This window comes from Rhizobium sp. JAB6 (assembly GCF_003024605.1).
Classification (GTDB): domain Bacteria; phylum Pseudomonadota; class Alphaproteobacteria; order Rhizobiales; family Rhizobiaceae; genus Rhizobium.
In genome coordinates this window covers 322,082-336,365 of record NZ_PYJQ01000005.1, presented here as the reverse complement: position 1 = coordinate 336,365, position 14,284 = coordinate 322,082, and the positions used below count along the sequence as shown (strand labels likewise).

The following is a 14,284-nucleotide window of genomic DNA, read 5'->3' as shown; positions in this document are numbered from 1 at the left end:
ACGATCTCCGCCGAAGCCAACGGATCGGTAAGAAATCGCGGCGATAATCCCCCTCGCAATTGAGGGATGATACCATGGCGAAAGCGAAACGACGCACGCGGCGCAAGCCGCAGTCCAAGGCGGGCAATTCGATGTGGCTATGGGGTGTTGTCGGTCTGGCAACGGTAGCCGGCATCTACGCCTATCAGCATCGCAAGGATGTACCGTCCATGCTGGCGCATGCCGGCGCAGCAGCCGGCATGCCGCAGGTGGCCAGGGAAGCGCCGGTACCGGCAGCGAAGCCGCAGATAAGGACGGCGGCGGTTACTTCCGAGCCGCGGGCGACGTCTTCCCTGCCGGTGCCGCCCGCCATCATTCCGGTGGCGATGCCGGTTAACAAGATACCGGTCGAACGGCCCATACCCAGCTTGCGAGCCCAATCCGGCGGCCGCTTCGTGCTTTGCGGCGCGGGTTCCGGCACCAATTGCGTCGTTGACGGCAATACTTTCTGGCAGGACGGCATCAGAATACAGCTGGCGGATATCGACGTCCCCGATGCCAGTGCAGCGCGCTGCCCCAGCGAAAAGCAGAGAGGCCTGGCCGCGAAGCTGCGGCTGCAGGCCATTCTTAACGATGGAAACTTCGTGCTTTCGGGCAGCAGCCGTCGTGACGACCCGAATGGCGGCAAGCTGCGCATCGCCATGCGCGCGGGGCGCTCGCTCGGAGACCAGATGGTGTCGGAAGGCCTCGCACGCCGCTGGACGGGCCAGGCGACATCCTGGTGTAGCTGATTTTCAGAAATTCGATTGGGAGTTCAAGGAGATAAATGGTCGGGGCGACTGGACTTGAACCAGCGACCCCTTGACCCCCAGTCAAGTGCGCTACCGGGCTGCGCTACGCCCCGACCTGCCGAAACGGCTTGTTTCGTTTAGAGTTTAGCGTTTGCCGACGCAAGCGAAAAGTAGCAGCCTGCTCAGAAAAAGTTGCCGTTCAGCGGCACAGCTGCCTCGGCCCATGGCTCGGCTGATAGCTGTTATCCGAGGCGCGATACGAGCGGTAGCGGCTTGCGCAGTCACGCACATGACCTTCGTAATAGCTTTGCGAGCGCTGGCTGTTGAACAGAGTGCCGGTCACGAACGATTTGAAGAGCACGCCGCTGTCTGAATCATCGTCATAATAGCTGTCTGAGCCGTGCAGCCGATGGCCGCTGCCCCAACGATTATGATGGTGATGATGCCAATGGCCATGGCCATCGCCATGGCCGTGGCCGTGGTTGCGAACCTGGATGACGTCAGGCCGTTCGGTTGCAGGAACGGTCAGCGCAGGCATGGTGATGGCGCTAGCCGGCATCGCTGCGCCGGCCGCCAGCAAAAGACCAAAGCCTGCGGCAGTTATCGATCTGACAATCGTAAACATATGCGACTCCTTCGAAATCCGGCGGCGTTACGAAGTAAATCTGAACGCAAACCTTGCTGCCGAGTACGCCGTCCTTATGTCTATATAGTGATTTGAAACCACACTCATAGATGCCCTCCCGCCTTTGTTGTGCGACTGATTGCACAGAGCGGAAGGGCGCGGAAAGTCAAGGTTATGAAGTCGCTCGTAGCTCTCATCATATGCGCACCGCTGCTTGCCGCGTGCAACACAACCGAAACGGTGCAGCCGATACCAGGCAGCATCACCTACGGCGGCCAGCCGCATATGAAGCTCTCGCTTTCACCCCCCGGCTCGCAATTCCAGCATCATTTCACCAATCAGTGGGGCCAGGATGTCGTTGAAACCTACATCGTTCAGCCGGACCGAAGCGTGAAACTCGTCAACCGCCAGGAAATGAGCCCGCCGGACTAGCGACTGACTCTGCCCTGGAAGAGAAAACTCCGTCAGCGCGGGCCGACGGAGCATATGACGCCGAATAGGCTGTGCGTTACCAGCAGCGATAGCAGCGGCGATAATAGGGACGACCGTAATAACCGCGATGATGATGATTGTCGCTGACAGCGGCACCGACGAGAACGCCGCCGATGATACCGGCGGCAGCCAGAGCGGCAGCCTGGTTTTCAGCCTGTTGCGCCTGGGCGCGATTGGACTGATAGGTCGCGCCGACACAGCGATTGTAACGCTGCGTTCCCGGACGGAACCCTTGCGACTGGCAAGTCATTTCGGCATTCATCGCAGATTCCTGCGGTGTCTGACAGCTCGATAGAATGGTCGATATAGCGACGAGGCTCGCCGCCATTGTGGCACGTATGCGCATGTTCCCTCCGGCAATAGTGATACAACCTCAGGGAAGCGAAATACAGCCAAGGGTAAGCTTTGGCAAGTTAGCCTTGTCTCGCGGACGGCGAAAATTCTCCCCATGGAGGTAAAGCTGCATGCAATGATCGTATCGTGCTTAACAGCCGGATAGCGGGTTAGGACAAAATGAAAAGGCCCCGCTTTGATCGCGAGGCCCATATCCGATTTGCAGGCTGCGGCCCGCAGGCTGAAGAACGTTTTCGATCAGAAGTTCCGCTCGAAACGAAGAATGCCGGCGATCGTATCATCCTTGATGTAGTCGTAACGCACATAGGTGAGTTCCGGCTCGATGAGGAAATCTTTCACCGGATAGATCTTGAGGTTTGTGGTCGCCTCGAACATCTTGGATTCGGTGTAGGCGAGCTGCAGGTTCCACTTCAGCTTGTCGTTGACCGGAACGCCCACGCCGCCCCAAAGCGCCCAGTCGCCCCAGCCGCATTTGGCGGCATTGACGGTGCCGTTCGACCTCGTGCAGGCCGAGATGTCCTGGTTCGTGCCAGCATATTTGTTCAGCTTGTCACCGTCCGTATTCCAGCCCCCCATCAGGAAAGCTTCCACGCCGCCAAACTTGGCGTCGAGACGAGCCTTGATGGCACCTTCCTCGACGATGGAATCATAGCCACCGACGACTTTGATGCCCCAGTTGCCAGCCTTGTAGCCGAGGCCGGCAACGACGTCGGGTGCATAGTGGTTGGACTTGTCGTCCGTCCACCAGCTGGCGCCGTAAGAGGCCTCGCCGTCGGAGGTGGAATTGGAATCTTCCAGCGAGATCACGGCCGAGAAGCCACTGTCTGGCTCGTATTTATAGGTCAGCTGATTGAGTTCGTACGGGCCGTCATAAATCACGTCGTCGTTGACGACATCGCCGGCATAGCCGGCATACAAATTGTATTGAGAGTCGAGCTTACCGACCGTGAAGCCGCCGAGGCTGATGTTGGCGAACAGCAACTTCGAGGACGTCGCTCCCCCATCGTTCCACTCCCAGCGGAAGATGGTGTTGGTCTTCAGCGGACCGTATTCGGTATCGGTCGCGGTATCGACATTGAGCTCCACACGCTCGTGCCAGAGCGTGCCGACCCTGCTGCGCGGATTATAGGCATCATACCACTCGCCCTCGGTTCGAACCTTGCCGCCGATCTTCAGGCATGTTTCGGTACCGGGAATATAGAAATAGCCTGCGCCGTATCCATCGCAGATACGGACATATTCAAGCGGTTCGGGTTGAGCGGCGACAATGGCGTCTGCGGCATGGGCAGCGCCAGCTGCGGCGATAGCAGCGGCGGAGCCAAGAAGAAGGCTCTTGATATTCATGATATCTCCATTCGACTATCCGTCAGAGATGGAGTCTCCCGGCAGACAACAACGCGCCCCTCCATAGCCTGACTGTTCCCTCAAAACAGGGCGAAGCCTTAAGCTTCGCCGTCAAACTGGACCCGCGATCTCAACTCATCAAGTTAATAAGGCTGCCGAACTAATTTTCACAACGCAGAAGGGTGGCGGGCGTGACAATAATGTCACTCAGCTGTCGCAATTACAATGCGCCGGTCAGGCTCTATCGTACCTGGTCGAGGAGGCGCTTGCATTCCAGAAGATCGTAAAGCGTTTCCTGAAGCAAAGCGCGATCTTCCTTGCCGACGCTCGATTTGCCGATGGAAACATCCGGCACGCCGTCATCGCCGCTGACGAAATTGAAGAAGCGGCGGCTGATCGGCGCCTTGGCGCGGCCGACGATCTGGTCTTCCTCGGAATTGGCGGAGGCGACGCGGGGCTCGACGGCCGCGGGCTCCTGCGCGGCGGCAAGGGCTTCCACGCTGGCCAGATCACCATGTCCGACGGCGATGACGAACTTGTTGCCGTTGGTCTTCAGGAGCTTCTGGACGCCCTTGATCGTATAGCCGTGGTCGTAGAGCAAATGGCGGATACCATTCAGCAGGTCGACATCCTCGGGGCGATAATAGCGCCTGCCGCCACCTCGCTTCATCGGCTTTATCTGCGGAAAGCGGGTCTCCCAGAAGCGTAGGACATGCTGCGGCAGATCAAGGTCTTCCGCGACTTCGCTGATCGTGCGGAATGCATCCGGGCTCTTGTCCATCATCATACTCCCACACTGCACATGCGGTGCCGTTTGGCCGAATCACACATAAACAGATTTCGGCATTCATATCGCTTGAGGATACGACTCACCATATTTCAACGGTTTGGCGGAGGAAATTCAAGTCAGATATTCAGCCGTTACACAAGCTTGCGACAAATCCGCAAACAAATCACCTTAAAACGACCGCGCGACAAAGCATGCGACCGGCCGAAATCGAAATATCGAGAATGGATCAGGAGGCGGGATTAGCCGGCTTGGTCTTGGCCTTGCGGCTGGTATGGGCCTTCAGGATACGGGTCTTCAGGACATTCGACGCCTTGAAGGTCATGACACGCCGCGGGGAAATCGGCACTTCCTCGCCGGTCTTCGGATTGCGGCCGATGCGCTCATTCTTGTCGCGCACCTGGAATGTCGCAAACGAGGAGAGCTTTACCGTTTCTCCTCGCACGATGGCGTTGCAAATTTCATCGATAACAGTCTCGACGAGTTCCGCCGACTCCGTTCTGGAGAGACCGACTTTCCGGAATACCGACTCCGCCAGGTCTGCGCGCGTCACTGTCTTGCCCGTCATAGCTCCCCGCCCATATTGCTGCGTAATCTTCTTCAGTTTTGCGAGACTATTGCCGTTGCGCCGAACGGTCAAGCTCTTGTTCGGAACGGCTTTTAGAGATGCGGCGCTACCAGCGCAGCAGGACCGCCCCCCAGGTGAAGCCACCTCCCATGGCCTCCAGCATCACCAGATCGCCTTTCTTAATCCGCCCGTCGCCGGCGGCTACGGCAAGCGCAAGCGGGATGGATGCAGCCGAAGTGTTGCCGTGAAGGTCAACGGTGACCACAACCTTCTCGGGAGCAATTCCGAGCTTTTTGGCGGAGCCGTCGATGATGCGGCGATTGGCCTGATGCGGCACGAGCCAGTCGAGATCGTCGGGCGTGGTACCCGTCGCATCGAATGCGGCCTGAATGACGTCGGTGATCATGCCGACGGCGTGCTTGAAGACCTCGCGTCCCGCCATATGGAGGACACCGACCGCTCCGGTCGTCGACGGGCCGCCATCGACATAGAGCTTGTCCTTGTGCGAGCCATCGGAGCGCAGGCTTGCCGTCAGCACGCCGCGATCGCTATTGTCGCCGCTCCCCTCGCCAGCTTCCAGGATCAGCGCGCCGGCACCATCGCCGAAGAGAACGCAGGTCGTGCGGTCGGTCCAATTGAGGATGCGTGAAAATGTCTCTGCGCCGATGACGAGCACGCGCTTGGCAAGGCCGCCGCGAATATAGGCGTCGGCCGTGGTCACGGCATAGACGAAGCCAGTGCAGACCGCCTGGACATCGAAGGCGAAGCCATGATGCATGCCGAGCCGGTTCTGGATATTCACCGCCGTCGCAGGAAAGGTGTTGTCCGGCGTCGAGGTGGCAACGATGATCAGATCGAGATCATTCGGCGTCATCCCGGCGTTGGCGAGAGCAGCACGCGCCGCCTGTTCGCCAAGCGAAGCCGTGGTTTCGCCTTCGCCGGCGATATAGCGCTGACGAATGCCGGAGCGCTGGACGATCCAGTCGTCGCTGGTATCGACGACCTGCTCCATCTCGGCATTGGTCATGACGCGCTTCGGGAGCGCCGCCCCAAAACCGCGAACAACTGAACGGATCATTCTGCTTCTACCCCGTCTCTCATGCCGCTTCCGGCCCGATGGGGGGCAGCCGTTTGGCATGGTATCTCTTCAAATCGTTTTCGATTTTCTGCGTGAGCCCATTCTTGGCCATATCATAGCCGACATCGATAGCGGCTGCGAAGGCTTCGACATTCGCACCACCATGGCTCTTGATGACAATGCCGTTGAGGCCGAGAAAGACACCGCCATTGACCTTGCTGGGGTCGAGCTTCTCGCGCAACAGATCGAAGGCGCCCTTGGCAAAGATATAGCCGATGCGCGCCAGCAGCGTGCGCGACATTGCGGCGCGCAGATAGGAGCCGATCTGCTTTGCCGTGCCTTCGGCGGCCTTCAATGCGATATTGCCGGAGAAGCCTTCCGTGACGACAACGTCCACGGTGCCTTTGCCGATATCGTCGCCCTCGACGAAGCCGTAATATTCAAGCGATTCAAGATTGGCTTCGCGGATCAGGCGCCCAGCGTCCTTGACCTCTTCCTGGCCCTTGATTTCCTCGACACCGACATTCAGCAGGCCGACTGTCGGCCGCTCGATCTCGAAAAGCGCGCGCGCCATGGCGCCGCCCATCAAGGCGAAATCGAGCAATTGCTGGGCGTCGGCGCCGATCGTAGCGCCGACATCGAGCACGATGCTTTCGCCGCGCAGCGTCGGCCAGATCGCCGCAATGGCCGGACGTTCGATATTGGCCATGGTGCGGAGACAGAATTTTGCCATCGCCATCAGCGCGCCGGTATTGCCGGCGGAGACGACGACATCGGCATCGCCCACCTTCACCGCCTCGATCGAGCGCCACATGCTGGAGACATAGCGGCCCCGTCGAAGCGCCTGGCTCGGCTTTTCGTCCATGCTGATGGCGACCTCGCATTCGTGAAAGACCGACTTTTCGCGAAGCTTGGGATATTTGGCGAGAACCGCCTCGCAGCGATCCTTCTGTCCGTACATGATGAATGTGATATCGGGATGCCTATCCAGCGCCTTGGCCGCGCCGGGAACAACAACCTCAGGGCCGAAGTCGCCACCCATTAGGTCAAGAGAAATTCTGATCACGCGTCCCTAGTCCTTTTTCTCCGCCGCGGCCGGCGAATTTGGCGTCAAAATACCGTTTTCTCCCCCGGTTACAACTGAATTGTGCTCGAACGCCACCGGGGCCTATTCCTTTTTCCAATCTTTCAGAACGGCAAACGGCGAAGGTTTTCTGTCGTCTTCACCGGTATCTTCAATATGCCCTTCGAACTCGACACCAGGCTTGCGCGGATAGGGATCGATGGCGAGGGCTGCGAATTCCGCAACCACCGCGCCAGCGTCAATCGTATCGCCGATGAAGGTCTCCGGAAGGTCCGGACCATCGGGATCAAGTATCATTTCTCCGGCATCCACAGAGGGCGCGCGCGCCAGTTTGGAATCCTCGGGCACGAATATGTGCTCGAAGTCCTCATCGATATCAGATTCGACCGGCTCGAGTGTGACAACGCAAGCCTGAACGACCCTTGCCTTCACATTGCCCTTGATGCGCACGCCGTCACGCTTCCAGCGCGAAATCTTGAGATCGGCTTCGAGCTTGCCGACCGACAGAACATCCCAGAGGGCGGCAAGCCCAGCCAGCTCGCGATCGTCAGCCTCGAGGTGCACATCCACCGGATTGGCCGAGATATGCCCTACCTTCACCGGATAGGAAAATGGCGTTTCATCGGAGTCATGTCTTTTCATTTTTATCTCCTAACCGGCCTCGCGGCCGACTTTGTCTGGCCTCGGCAGCGTCGCCGAGCCTGTGGCGATCTGATCTTCCGTCACGGTTGCCAGATGCGCTTCCGCGATCATCATCCAATCGGCCAATGCACTCATGGAAGCCGCGGCCTCGTTCGCCTTGGGATAGATGTTGCGCTGTAACGCCGCGGCGAGCGCAGCGCGATCATCGGCATCCATGGCACCCGCATAGCTTTCGAGGCGTCCATAGAACATGCCGGCCAGCTTCTTCATGCGCTTCGGCACGCTATTGTCACCTATACCGAGCTCGCGGATCGAATAATCGATATCCTCGAAGAAAGCATCCACAATTTCCTGCGCCAGTTCCTGGCCGCTTGTCGTCGCGGACCGCGTACGGCGGAAGAACAGGATCATCATGACAGACAGCAATTCGAAGCGCCCCATCACCGTGTCGGGCACGCCGTAATCGGTATAGAAAACCGGCTGCCGCGCCATGGAGGTCAGAGCTTCATACTGTCTGACGACGATGATCTGATTGTGATTTCTTTTGCGAAAGAGCCCAAAAATCATGAAAATTCCCGGAATTGGCTCCCTCGGAGCGCGCCGATTTTGCTTGGCCTTGTTGCATCCACGCAAAAGCTGGTTTACCGAAGCAGGCGCGAATTGCAATGCCGTTTGTGCCCGCTTCGAGGCTCCAGCCCTTACCGTCGTCACGTTGTGCATGATCGGTGACGAAGAGTGCCGAACAACATGATTGTGCCTTTTGCCATCGCGGAAAGGCCACAATGATGTGCACAGCAAGGTCACACCGGCCGTCCGGCCATCGGATTGATTCATTAGGGGAGATGAGATGTCGTTGACCAGACGGTATTTCAAGTCTGACATTACTTTCAGCAGCACTGCCGCCATCGCCCTGGTGATTGCGACCATGGGCCTTTCGGGTTGCAAGACCAGCGAGGTCATGAACAACGGCTACATCTTCGATCCGCAGTCGCTGGCACTGGCGCCGGTCGGCTCGAGCCGCGAGCAGGTTCTGCTCTCGCTCGGCACGCCCTCGACCACAGCGACCTTCGACGGCGAAGTCTTCTATTATATCTCCCAGAAGCGCACGCGTGCCGCAGCCTTCATGAAGCCGAAACTGGTCGACCAGAACATTCTGGCGATCTATTTCGACAAGGACGGCGTAGTGAAGCAGGAAGCCAACTATACGCTGAAGGATGGCAAGGTCTTCGACATGATCAGCCGCACGACTCCGACCGGCGGTCGCGACATCACCTTCCTGCAGCAGATCCTCCAGGGCAGCGGCAACGGCGTCAATGGCGCGAAGAACTTCCTCAACAACCTCAACCCGGGCCAATAAGCCGGGCTATCATTTCAGCGAAAAACCCGCGAGGCACGATGCCCCGCGGGTTTTCTTTTGCATCCGGTTTACTTAGCCGGCGAGAATGGCAAGCAGAAGCAAGGCGACGATGTTTGTAATTTTGATCGCCGGATTGACGGCCGGGCCTGCCGTATCCTTGTAAGGATCGCCAACGGTGTCACCCGTGACAGAAGCCTTGTGAGCTTCCGAGCCCTTCATATGACGCGTGCCGTCCTTATCGACGAAACCGTCCTCGAAGCTCTTCTTGGCATTATCCCACGCACCGCCGCCCGACGTCATCGAAATGGCGACGAAGAGGCCGTTGATGATCACGCCGAGCAGGGAAGCCCCGAGAGCGGCAAAGGCCGAAGCCTTGGAGCCGGACAGCAGCAGGACGCCGAAATAGACGACGACCGGCGCCAGAACCGGCAGCAGCGAGGGGATGATCATTTCCCGAATGGCGGCCTTGGTCAGCAGATCGACGGCGCGGCCATAGTCGGGACGTTCCGTACCCTGCATGATGCCGGGCTTCTCGCGAAACTGCCGGCGCACCTCCTCCACGATCGACCCGGCCGCACGGCCGACGGCCGTCATTGCAATCCCGCCAAAGAGATAGGGAATGAGGCCGCCAAACAGCAGGCCTGCAACGACGTAAGGGTTGGAAAGCTCGAAAGAGATCGTGCCCACATTGGCGAAATACGGGAACTTGTCGCCGTGCGCCGCGAAATATTGCAGGTCGTTCGCATAGGCGGCAAACAGCACGAGCGCACCGAGGCCGGCCGAGCCGATTGCATAACCCTTGGTGACGGCCTTGGTGGTGTTGCCGACCGCGTCCAGTGCATCGGTGGATTTGCGCACTTCCGGCGGAAGATGCGACATTTCCGCAATGCCGCCGGCATTGTCCGTAACCGGGCCGAAGGCATCGAGGGCGACGATCATGCCGGCAAGGCCGAGCATGGCGGTGACCGCGATGCCGGTGCCGAACAGACCGCCGAGCTGGTAGGTGGCGATGATGCCGCCGACGATGACGATCGCCGGCAGTGCCGTCGATTCCAGCGAGACAGCGAGCCCCTGGATGACGTTGGTGCCATGACCGGTGACCGAAGCCTGAGCGATGGAGTTGACCGGCCGCTTGTTTGTGCCCGTGTAGTATTCGGTAATGACGACGATCAGTGCCGTGACGACCAGGCCGACGATGCCGCAGGTGAAGAGCTTCGTGCCGGTGATGTCGAAGCCGGCGACGGTGCCGACCGAACCCCAGCCGATGGTGAGCGAAGTGGCTGCCGCGAGGCCGATGATCGACAGGACACCGGTTGCGATAAGACCCTTGTAGAGGGCGCCCATGATCGAGCCATTGACACCGAGTTTCACGAAGAAAGTGCCGATGATCGACGTGATGATGCAGGCGCCGCAGATCGCCAGCGGATAGATCATGGCCGAACCGAGAAGCGGCGAGCCGCCGAAGAAGATCGAGGCGAGAACCATCGTCGCGACGACGGATACCGCATAGGTCTCGAACAGGTCCGCCGCCATGCCGGCGCAATCGCCGACATTGTCGCCGACGTTGTCTGCGATGGTGGCGGGATTGCGCGGATCGTCCTCCGGAATGCCTGCCTCGACCTTGCCGACGAGGTCGCCGCCGACATCCGCACCCTTGGTGAAGATGCCGCCGCCGAGACGGGCGAAGATCGAAATCAGCGAAGCGCCGAAACCAAGGGCGACGAGCGCATCGATTACGTCACGCGAGCCTGCTTCATGACCGAGAATGCCGGTCAGGATATAGAAGTAGATGGAGACGCCGAGCAGGGCGAGACCTGCAACCAGCATGCCGGTGATGGCACCCGACTTGAAGGCGATGTCGAGGCCTGCGGACAGGCTTTGCGACGAGGCCTGCGCGGTCCGGACATTGGCGCGCACGGAGACATGCATGCCGATGAAACCCGCGGCGCCTGAGAGGATTGCGCCGATCAGGAAGCCGAAAGCGGCTTCGGACGACAAAAGAAGCCAGGCCGCGATGAAAACGATGATCCCGACGATGGCGATGGTTCTATATTGGCGCGCTAGATAGGCTTGCGCTCCTTCACGAATATACCCGGCAATCTCCTGCATGCGAGCATTGCCCTGATCGGCAGCGAGCACCGACCGGGTTGCCCATACGGCATAGATGACCGAGAGCAGTCCGCATGCGATCACTCCTAAAAGAATCGACATTTCGCTTTTTCCCTCCAAAAAAGCCGGCGGTTCACTCCTCCCCCCGGCCGCCTGCAACAACGGTCGGTCCCCTCCTCCAGGAGATCGGCCGATGTGCAGTTGCGAGATTGATGGCGGGAAAACGTCGCGTCAAGACCGTCCGCGGGTAAAACACCCGCAGGAGGTTCAAAAGAATATTCGAAGATGGAATCAGGCGCGAACGAAGGAAACGAAAATGCGTAACGCTACGATCCGAGCGTCCGACGAGGCTTATTTCTTCGCTTCGCCGCGAACCTGCTTGGCGATTCGGTCAAGCACGGCATTCACGAGCTTCGGCTCGTCCTCCTCGAAGAAGGCATGGGCAATCTCGACATATTCGGTGACGATGACGGGAACCGGCACGTCCTTGCGGTCGATAAGTTCGAAGGTGCCGGCGCGCAGGATGGCGCGTACGGTGCTGTCGAGACGCGACAGCGCCCAGTCATCCTGAAGGGCGGAGCCGATCAAGGGATCGAGCCGCGTCTGCTCGCGCACGACACCCGACACGATGGAGCGAAACCAGGATGCATCGGCCTTCAGATAGGTCTCGCCATCCAGCTCCTGACCGAGACGGTGGGCCTCGTATTCAGCCACCACCTCCAGAACGCCGGTTCCGCCGATATCCATCTGATAGAGCGCCTGAACCGCCGCAAGACGTGCGGCACCCCGCTGATTGGCGGGCTTGGCCGGTCGCTCGTTATCCTGATTGCTCATCTATTATGCACCCAACTTCTCTTTCAGCGCGATCATGGTCAGCGCCGCCCGGGCAGCGAAGCCGCCCTTGTCCTTTTCCGAACGGCGCGCACGCGCCCATGCCTGCTCATCGTTCTCGACGGTGAGGATACCGTTGCCGATCGCGAGGGATTCGCTGACGGCCAGATCCATCAACGCCCGCGAGGATTCATTGGCAACGATATCGAAATGATATGTCTCGCCACGGATGACCATCCCGAGAGCGACGTAGCCGTCATAAACAACGTTGCCATTGTCGCCGCCATCGAGCGCCATGGCAATCGCCGCCGGGATCTCCAGCGCGCCGGGCACAGTCACGATATCGTAAGTCGCGCCAGCCTCGTCGAGAGCGGCCTTGGCGCCATCGAGCAGGGCATCGGCCATATCGTCATAGAAGCGAGCTTCGACGATAAGGATATGAGCATTGGAAGAGCTGGTCATACATCACCTGCAATCTGAGAGGGGCGCGGCACCTTGTCAGGCGGGGTCAAACCACGGCGGGCCTCGCTTGGCAAGTGTTTTTCAATGGTTCGCGCCGATTCCAGCCCCTATTTGGAAACGATCGGTGCGCCGCGGAAATTGTGGCTTCCGCACACGCAACCGCTTCGGTAATAATTCGAACCCTGCGAGGGGGAGGTTCATGACGAAGAAATCCGCACCCGCCGTCAATGTCGGCGAGCTTGAACTGGAACATTGGCAGCAAGGCAGCTTCTTTGCCGGCAGCGACACGTCCTTCGGGGCCAAGCTCGGACTGAAACAGCTCGGCGTGAGCTACAATGAGGTGCCGCCGGGCAAATCCGGCTGTCCGTTTCACAATCATCATGTCGAGGAGGAGATGTTCGTCATTCTCGACGGCGAAGGCGAGTATCGCTTCGGCGACCAGCGCATCGCGGTCGGCAAAGGCGACGTATTGGGTGCGCCGGCCGGCGGCCCGGAAACGGCGCATCAGCTGATCAATATCGGCCCCGGCGTGCTCACCTATCTCGTCATTTCCACCAAAGCTCGAACCGAAATCGTCGAGTATCCCGACTCCGGCAAGTTCCTGGCCAAAACCTCCGGCGATGGCAAAGCGGCGTTGCGTGTCATCGGCCGCGCCGCCGCTACCAACCTCGACTACTGGGATGGCGAACCCGGCGCCTCGAACGACTGATCAGCACCAAAGACATTGATGCCATGACCTATATTCCAACACTGACCACCGACCGGCTCCTGCTGCGCGGCCATACGCTTGATGATTTCGACGCCTTTCTCGAACTCTGGAAGCACAAGGACATTGTCCGCTTCATCGGCGGCGAGGTGCCGACACGCGAACAGGTCTGGGCTCGCCTGCTGCGCTATGCCGGCCTGTGGCATCATCTCGGCTTCGGCTTCTTTGCCGTCGAGGAACGCCAAAGCGGCCGATTGATCGGCGAAGTGGGATTCCTCGACCTGCATCGCGACATGACACCGATGACGGAAGGCACGTTGGAGGCCGGTTGGGGCATTACGCCGCCGATGCAGGGCAAGGGCTATGCGACGGAAGCCATGAACGCGGCGATCGCCTGGGCGGACAAGCGATTTGCCGGCCGCCGCATGACCTGCATCGTAGATCTTGAGAACCTACCGTCATTGCGGGTTGCCGAAAAGATCGGCTTCCGCCGCATCGATAAGCTCATGCTCAAGGGCAGGTCCAGCGCCATCTTCGAACGTTGGACGCTACGGGGGTGAACCATCATGGCGGCTTCGCAGAATGGGTTTTCGGTCCGGCGTTACGAACCAAGCGACGCCCAAGCCACGATCGATATTTTCCTGCGGGCCATTCGTGAGGTCGCAACGAAAAACTACAGTCCTGAGCAGATCGCCGCCTGGGCCAAGGTCGACGATGCCGACGTCTGGGCGCAGTATCGGGCAAGCCGGCCGACCTGGCTTGCCCTAGACGATTCTAAACCGATCGGCTTTACGGATCTGAAATCGGATGGCTGCTTGGATATGATGTTCGTTTCGCCCGATTATCAGGGAAAGGGCGTCGCCAGCCTGTTGCTTGCGACCGTCGAAAATGCGGCCCGCAAACAGGGCTTTCAACGGATATTTACCGAAGCGAGCCTAGCCGCCCGCCCCTTCTTCGACCGTAGAGGCTTTGTCGTCGTGACCGCGCAGCAAGTAGAAAAGCGCGGCCAGATTTTGTCGAATTTTCTTATGGAAAAAACACTCGCGTAGGCCCGTAAAAGCGTCGACCCCCTGCG

General features: G+C 59.3%; 18 protein-coding genes and 1 tRNA gene. 6 read left to right on the top strand and 13 right to left on the bottom strand.

Annotated elements, in window-relative coordinates; all coding sequences use genetic code 11:
- Positions 1-74: 74 nt before the first annotated feature.
- Entirely contained in the window at positions 75-770 is a 696-nt protein-coding gene (locus tag C7U61_RS07480) for a hypothetical protein (RefSeq protein ID WP_106997506.1), read from the top strand.
- A gap of 36 nt (positions 771-806) precedes the next feature.
- Here the strand turns inward: C7U61_RS07480 and C7U61_RS07475 are convergent.
- Positions 807-883, bottom strand: a tRNA-Pro gene (locus C7U61_RS07475).
- 86 nt (positions 884-969) lie between these two features.
- Positions 970-1,395, bottom strand: coding sequence for a BA14K family protein (locus tag C7U61_RS07470; RefSeq protein ID WP_106997505.1), 426 nt, complete (start codon positions 1,393-1,395; stop codon positions 970-972).
- A gap of 174 nt (positions 1,396-1,569) precedes the next feature.
- Between C7U61_RS07470 and C7U61_RS07465 the strand changes: the two genes are divergently transcribed.
- Positions 1,570-1,827 (top strand): hypothetical protein, encoded by a 258-nt coding sequence (locus C7U61_RS07465; protein ID WP_106997504.1) that lies wholly within the window; start codon positions 1,570-1,572, stop codon positions 1,825-1,827.
- Positions 1,828-1,903: 76 nt separating this feature from the next.
- Here C7U61_RS07465 and C7U61_RS07460 read toward each other — a convergent pair whose 3' ends face one another.
- From C7U61_RS07460 to C7U61_RS07425, 8 genes are all read right to left on the bottom strand, one after another.
- The gene (locus C7U61_RS07460) at positions 1,904-2,233 is read right to left on the bottom strand and encodes a hypothetical protein (RefSeq protein ID WP_069616257.1); all 330 of its coding nucleotides are present in this window, start codon (positions 2,231-2,233) and stop codon (positions 1,904-1,906) included.
- Positions 2,234-2,478: 245 nt separating this feature from the next.
- Positions 2,479-3,585, bottom strand: a complete 1,107-nt coding sequence (locus tag C7U61_RS07455; protein ID WP_106997503.1) for a porin — start codon at positions 3,583-3,585, stop codon at positions 2,479-2,481.
- A 241-nt stretch (positions 3,586-3,826) separates the two neighbouring features.
- On the bottom strand, positions 3,827-4,372 hold the full coding sequence (locus tag C7U61_RS07450; RefSeq protein ID WP_106997502.1) for a MerR family transcriptional regulator: 546 nt from the start codon (positions 4,370-4,372) through the stop codon (positions 3,827-3,829).
- Between the two features lie 229 nt (positions 4,373-4,601).
- Complete coding sequence (locus tag C7U61_RS07445; RefSeq protein ID WP_041677339.1) at positions 4,602-4,940, bottom strand: integration host factor subunit alpha; 339 nt, start codon at positions 4,938-4,940, stop codon at positions 4,602-4,604.
- Between the two features lie 106 nt (positions 4,941-5,046).
- On the bottom strand, positions 5,047-6,018 hold the full coding sequence (locus C7U61_RS07440; protein WP_106997501.1) for a beta-ketoacyl-ACP synthase III: 972 nt from the start codon (positions 6,016-6,018) through the stop codon (positions 5,047-5,049).
- Between the two features lie 19 nt (positions 6,019-6,037).
- Positions 6,038-7,084 carry a phosphate acyltransferase PlsX gene (gene plsX / locus C7U61_RS07435; protein WP_106997500.1) on the bottom strand — a complete coding sequence of 349 codons (1,047 nt, stop codon included), beginning with the start codon at positions 7,082-7,084 and terminating at the stop codon, positions 6,038-6,040.
- Between the two features lie 102 nt (positions 7,085-7,186).
- Positions 7,187-7,744, bottom strand: a complete 558-nt coding sequence (locus tag C7U61_RS07430; protein ID WP_106997499.1) for a DUF177 domain-containing protein — start codon at positions 7,742-7,744, stop codon at positions 7,187-7,189.
- A gap of 9 nt (positions 7,745-7,753) precedes the next feature.
- Positions 7,754-8,311: a ubiquinol-cytochrome C chaperone family protein gene (locus C7U61_RS07425; RefSeq protein WP_106997498.1), complete on the bottom strand. Its 558-nt coding sequence runs from the start codon at positions 8,309-8,311 to the stop codon at positions 7,754-7,756.
- A gap of 280 nt (positions 8,312-8,591) precedes the next feature.
- On the opposite strand from C7U61_RS07425, the gene C7U61_RS07420 reads away from it, so the two are divergent.
- The gene (locus tag C7U61_RS07420) at positions 8,592-9,101 is read left to right on the top strand and encodes an outer membrane protein assembly factor BamE (protein WP_106997497.1); all 510 of its coding nucleotides are present in this window, start codon (positions 8,592-8,594) and stop codon (positions 9,099-9,101) included.
- Positions 9,102-9,173: 72 nt separating this feature from the next.
- Here C7U61_RS07420 and C7U61_RS07415 read toward each other — a convergent pair whose 3' ends face one another.
- The 3 genes from C7U61_RS07415 to C7U61_RS07405 form a co-directional block, all read right to left on the bottom strand.
- The gene (locus tag C7U61_RS07415) at positions 9,174-11,312 is read right to left on the bottom strand and encodes a sodium-translocating pyrophosphatase (RefSeq protein WP_106997496.1); all 2,139 of its coding nucleotides are present in this window, start codon (positions 11,310-11,312) and stop codon (positions 9,174-9,176) included.
- A 249-nt stretch (positions 11,313-11,561) separates the two neighbouring features.
- On the bottom strand, positions 11,562-12,044 hold the full coding sequence (gene nusB, locus C7U61_RS07410; protein WP_047627120.1) for a transcription antitermination factor NusB: 483 nt from the start codon (positions 12,042-12,044) through the stop codon (positions 11,562-11,564).
- Between the two features lie 3 nt (positions 12,045-12,047).
- Positions 12,048-12,503 carry a 6,7-dimethyl-8-ribityllumazine synthase gene (locus tag C7U61_RS07405; protein WP_106997495.1) on the bottom strand — a complete coding sequence of 152 codons (456 nt, stop codon included), beginning with the start codon at positions 12,501-12,503 and terminating at the stop codon, positions 12,048-12,050.
- A 199-nt stretch (positions 12,504-12,702) separates the two neighbouring features.
- Here C7U61_RS07405 and C7U61_RS07400 point away from each other — a divergent pair, with 199 nt between their 5' ends.
- Genes C7U61_RS07400 through C7U61_RS07390 form a run of 3 tightly spaced genes read left to right on the top strand, consistent with a single transcriptional unit; the run spans position 12,703 to position 14,258 of the window.
- On the top strand, positions 12,703-13,212 hold the full coding sequence (locus C7U61_RS07400; protein ID WP_106997494.1) for a cupin domain-containing protein: 510 nt from the start codon (positions 12,703-12,705) through the stop codon (positions 13,210-13,212).
- Positions 13,213-13,235: 23 nt separating this feature from the next.
- Positions 13,236-13,769, top strand: coding sequence for a GNAT family N-acetyltransferase (locus C7U61_RS07395; RefSeq protein WP_106997493.1), 534 nt, complete (start codon positions 13,236-13,238; stop codon positions 13,767-13,769).
- Between the two features lie 6 nt (positions 13,770-13,775).
- A complete protein-coding gene (locus tag C7U61_RS07390; protein ID WP_106997492.1) occupies positions 13,776-14,258 on the top strand; it encodes a GNAT family N-acetyltransferase in 483 nt (160 codons plus the stop codon).
- Positions 14,259-14,284 lie beyond the last annotated feature (26 nt).

Coding starts and splice junctions, on each gene's coding strand:
- C7U61_RS07395 (WP_106997493.1), top strand. CDS start 13,236: ATGACCTATATTCCAACACTGACCACCGACCGGCTCCTGCTGCGCGGC.
- C7U61_RS07420 (WP_106997497.1), top strand. CDS start 8,592: ATGTCGTTGACCAGACGGTATTTCAAGTCTGACATTACTTTCAGCAGC.
- C7U61_RS07480 (WP_106997506.1), top strand. CDS start 75: ATGGCGAAAGCGAAACGACGCACGCGGCGCAAGCCGCAGTCCAAGGCG.
- C7U61_RS07470 (WP_106997505.1), bottom strand. CDS start 1,395: ATGTTTACGATTGTCAGATCGATAACTGCCGCAGGCTTTGGTCTTTTG.
- C7U61_RS07400 (WP_106997494.1), top strand. CDS start 12,703: ATGACGAAGAAATCCGCACCCGCCGTCAATGTCGGCGAGCTTGAACTG.
- nusB (WP_047627120.1), bottom strand. CDS start 12,044: ATGAGCAATCAGGATAACGAGCGACCGGCCAAGCCCGCCAATCAGCGG.
- C7U61_RS07415 (WP_106997496.1), bottom strand. CDS start 11,312: ATGTCGATTCTTTTAGGAGTGATCGCATGCGGACTGCTCTCGGTCATC.
- C7U61_RS07405 (WP_106997495.1), bottom strand. CDS start 12,503: ATGACCAGCTCTTCCAATGCTCATATCCTTATCGTCGAAGCTCGCTTC.
- C7U61_RS07430 (WP_106997499.1), bottom strand. CDS start 7,744: ATGAAAAGACATGACTCCGATGAAACGCCATTTTCCTATCCGGTGAAG.
- C7U61_RS07440 (WP_106997501.1), bottom strand. CDS start 6,018: ATGATCCGTTCAGTTGTTCGCGGTTTTGGGGCGGCGCTCCCGAAGCGC.
- C7U61_RS07465 (WP_106997504.1), top strand. CDS start 1,570: ATGAAGTCGCTCGTAGCTCTCATCATATGCGCACCGCTGCTTGCCGCG.
- C7U61_RS07425 (WP_106997498.1), bottom strand. CDS start 8,311: ATGATTTTTGGGCTCTTTCGCAAAAGAAATCACAATCAGATCATCGTC.
- C7U61_RS07450 (WP_106997502.1), bottom strand. CDS start 4,372: ATGATGATGGACAAGAGCCCGGATGCATTCCGCACGATCAGCGAAGTC.
- C7U61_RS07390 (WP_106997492.1), top strand. CDS start 13,776: ATGGCGGCTTCGCAGAATGGGTTTTCGGTCCGGCGTTACGAACCAAGC.
- C7U61_RS07455 (WP_106997503.1), bottom strand. CDS start 3,585: ATGAATATCAAGAGCCTTCTTCTTGGCTCCGCCGCTGCTATCGCCGCA.
- C7U61_RS07445 (WP_041677339.1), bottom strand. CDS start 4,940: ATGACGGGCAAGACAGTGACGCGCGCAGACCTGGCGGAGTCGGTATTC.
- C7U61_RS07460 (WP_069616257.1), bottom strand. CDS start 2,233: ATGCGCATACGTGCCACAATGGCGGCGAGCCTCGTCGCTATATCGACC.